General features: G+C 50.2%; 4 protein-coding genes. All 4 read right to left on the bottom strand.

Going from position 1 to position 3,180, the window contains the following annotated elements; genetic code table 11:
- Window positions 1–165: 165 nt before the first annotated feature.
- On the bottom strand, window positions 166–1,095 hold the full coding sequence (locus tag E1180_RS00325; protein ID WP_155189104.1) for a GNAT family N-acetyltransferase: 930 nt from the start codon (window positions 1,093–1,095) through the stop codon (window positions 166–168).
- Between the two features lie 12 nt (window positions 1,096–1,107).
- Window positions 1,108–1,725 carry an acetyltransferase gene (locus E1180_RS00320; RefSeq protein WP_155189103.1) on the bottom strand — a complete coding sequence of 206 codons (618 nt, stop codon included), beginning with the start codon at window positions 1,723–1,725 and terminating at the stop codon, window positions 1,108–1,110.
- Window positions 1,722–2,768 (bottom strand): N-acetylneuraminate synthase family protein, encoded by a 1,047-nt coding sequence (locus E1180_RS00315; protein WP_155189102.1) that lies wholly within the window; start codon window positions 2,766–2,768, stop codon window positions 1,722–1,724. The genes E1180_RS00320 and E1180_RS00315 overlap by 4 nt, the downstream gene beginning before the upstream one ends.
- The coding region (locus E1180_RS22000) for a hypothetical protein (protein WP_196220481.1) at window positions 2,765–3,180 on the bottom strand (416 nt) is incomplete at its 5' end. The genes E1180_RS00315 and E1180_RS22000, both read right to left, overlap by 4 nt.

The following is a 3,180-nucleotide window of genomic DNA, read 5'->3' as shown; positions in this document are numbered from 1 at the left end:
ATTTGCTGAACAGAATGACCGAATTTTTCGATAAGATGGGCACCTGTCACGATGACGGAGGTCTCCAGTCCGTCCGTGCGATCAACCGCATCAATCACTGGAGCCAAAATATCGTATTCTGATCTTATGCCGGTCAGAAAGAACACTCGTTTTGACAAAATAACCTCAGTATAAGTCAGAGTCCAAGAAAGACAGTCGCCACATGCGGGAGTCGCCAAAATCAGCCGCCGAATGCCTGAAGGTCCTGCCGCCGAAGTAGGTTATCGGTTCCTTCGCGGCAAAACCCAGGCTCTCATAAGCAATCCTGTGAGGATCGGCATGTAGGCACCAAGCATTGACGCGAGTGATGCCAAGTTTACTACTCTTCGCAACGACTGACCGCAAGATTGTGCTCGCCGACTGGGCGTCATCCGCCTTCATTTCGACGATATCAAAATCTGTTTCCTGATAGGTCTTGCCGATAAGGTAAGCCTGAATATCATTTCCGTCCGCAAGACAGAAAAGCCTGTAAGAATTTACTGGGTTTTCATCGACACGCCACTTCAGAATATTCGTGTTGCGCAAGGAGGAAATGCGAGTCTGATTGCAGGTCCGTTCAGCCAGCCCTGCGAATCTTTCGTCGATGAACTCCACTTCAACAACATTCGGATCGTCAGCGAGTAAAGGACCAGTTTCACAACTTAGAGCCGCAATATCATCGATATTAGTCCAGCTGAGTTTCATCTGGCGTAACGCATTCACGTTCTGATTCGGAAAGCCCCAGACACCAATAAATCCTTGATCCACCAGCGCTTCATAAAGACACTCAGCTGTCCGTTCCAAAAGCCTCCGGCCCCGATAGTCAGGGTGCGTCATTGTGGTCATGGAAAGGGCGGCCGGAATTATCTCGCCGTCAATGACCAGCGGCGCCTGACTAGCTGCGTAGTGACCGACGAGCCTATCCCCGTCCCATGCCAACGCGACCAAAGGCCCACCAGAAGGATGGTCTCGAAACCGCCACCTCCAAAAGTCGCTCGACATGGGCCGTGAGAAAACGGTCTCGAACAATTCGATAATGGCGGTTTCGTCGCCCGGTTTCCATAAGCGTATTTCCATAACTAATCTTGCCTATGCGCGCTTCGGCACCATTCTAGAATTTGTGGGAATGTTATCGATCACCGATACTCCGATTCCGATGAACACATTGTTGCCCAGGGTTTTGTTCGGCGCAACATTTGCTCCAGCTCCCACAAAACTCAATTGTCCGATGGTAACGGTGCCGCAAATCGTCGCGCCAGGGGCAATGAATGCGCCGTCCTCAACATGGCAGTCGTGGTCGACCGTCGCTCCTGTGTTGATAACGCAAGCACGACCAATACGAGTGCCGGCCTGCACCACTGCACCGGCCATGATAACCGATCCGGAACCAACCTGAACGTCTTTCGAGACGTATGCGCGCGGGTGTATCAATGTCGTAATTTGTACACCTGCCCTCTCCAGGCGGAACAGTTCACGCAACCTAATCCTGTTATCGCCGATAGCGACAAAAAATTCATAATCCATATACTGATCTGACAATTCATCCAGATCGTTCCCGATTATCTCGCTCTGCCCCACGGGTGATCCGATCGGGACGCCGGGAGAAACATGGCCCATTACAGTGCGATCTTGGGCGCTGGCAAGATCAGCTATTACTTTTGCATGGCCACCGGCACCAAGAAGGATAAGAGGCAACGCTCCCGTCATCCGAGATGCTCCGGCTTGATCAAGCTGTAAGCCTGGACTGCGGTAGAGAGAACGCGGCCAACCAATACATCTTCAATCTGAGGACTGAAGCCGTCCCCTGGACGCATGAGAATGAGATCTTCGCGAGTGAGACGGTGTCCAGCAGGCAAATCTCGTTTAACCGCAAGACTTCGCCGGGCGAGCTGGCGTGCAGATTCCTCGCATGGTTGTGGCCTCTTGAATACTGTGCCGCGCGCTTTTTCCACTTCTCTGATTGCCGCGACCATTGCCTCAAACTCCGCCTCTTCGATGGAGGCGCTATGGTCTGGTCCGGGTAAGTTACGGTCTAAAGTAATGTGCTTTTCGATTATGCATGCACCAAGCGCTACTGCTGCGATTGGTATTGCAATACCGGAGGAATGATCCGAGTATCCGATCGGAACGCCGGTAACACGTCCCATAGTTTCCATCGCTAGAAGGTTGAGCTGATCGACCGGTGCCGGATAACAGCTCGTGCAGTGAAGCGCGGCGACTGGCCCGCTGCCAGCTGCTTTAAGCGTTTCAATACCATATACAACATCCGCCATATCGCACATGCCGGTAGAAAGGATGACCGGCCGTCCCTTGGAGCCCATGTGGCGAAGATATTGGCTCGAAACACAGTCCGGAGAGGGCACCTTAAAGGCATGAACACCCAGCTCATCCAGAAAATCTATACTCTCAAGATCGAATGGAGAAGACATGAAGACTATATCGACTTCATTGCAGTATGCCATAAGGCGTCTGTGGGCGTCGAAACTTAGCTCCAGCTCACGTAATAGATCGTGCTGATTACCTTTGCCGGTGTTTGTTTTCTGATAGTCAGCAGTCGCGGCGTTTATTTCGACCAAACGGTCGGCGTTGAAGCTTTGGAATTTTACTGCATCAGCTCCTGTTCGCTTTGCTATGTCAATAAGAGCCCGCGCCATCTGTTCATCACCGTTATGATTGACGCCAATTTCGGCAATTACAAATGTACTCTCGACAGCACCAATCTTATGATTACCAATTTCAATGTTGGTCATACGAAAAACTCTGTGAACTCTGCGGATACAAAGGGCGTCTTGGGTAAATCTGACGCTGGTCGAAGAGATGCATTGCCAATGACGCTATTCTCAATGGTATCGATCAGATTGTCGTAAAACCTACCATTATAAAGTTGGGTATTTTTATTCCTAAACTCAATAGTGTTTGGTTGATCATGATGCCAAATGTCTATTGACTTCATCAACGCTATCTTTAACTGCGCTTCACTTGAGCAGAAGGGCACCCCAAGAATCTTGTCATAAGGCATCGGATAGTCTAAACTTTGGCGCCCGATGATAAGGACACTCCGATCCAGTATTGCTGCCTCCAGAGCCGTAACACTATAGTAAGCAGCAACAACATTGCTGTAGGCAATTAAATCCTTAATGTCATAATCGACCAGCTTACATA

This window comes from Roseibium denhamense, assembly GCF_009711415.1.
Classification (GTDB): Bacteria; Pseudomonadota; Alphaproteobacteria; order Rhizobiales; family Stappiaceae; genus Roseibium; species Roseibium denhamense.
The sequence above is the reverse complement of the archived record's forward strand: the minus strand, read 5'-3'. Positions and strand labels throughout refer to the sequence as shown.

Bases quoted from the DNA above. Each gene is read 5' to 3' on its own strand.
- E1180_RS00325 (WP_155189104.1), bottom strand. From the start codon at position 1,095: ATGGAAATACGCTTATGGAAACCGGGCGACGAAACCGCCATTATCGAA.
- E1180_RS00320 (WP_155189103.1), bottom strand. From the start codon at position 1,725: ATGACGGGAGCGTTGCCTCTTATCCTTCTTGGTGCCGGTGGCCATGCA.
- E1180_RS00315 (WP_155189102.1), bottom strand. From the start codon at position 2,768: ATGACCAACATTGAAATTGGTAATCATAAGATTGGTGCTGTCGAGAGT.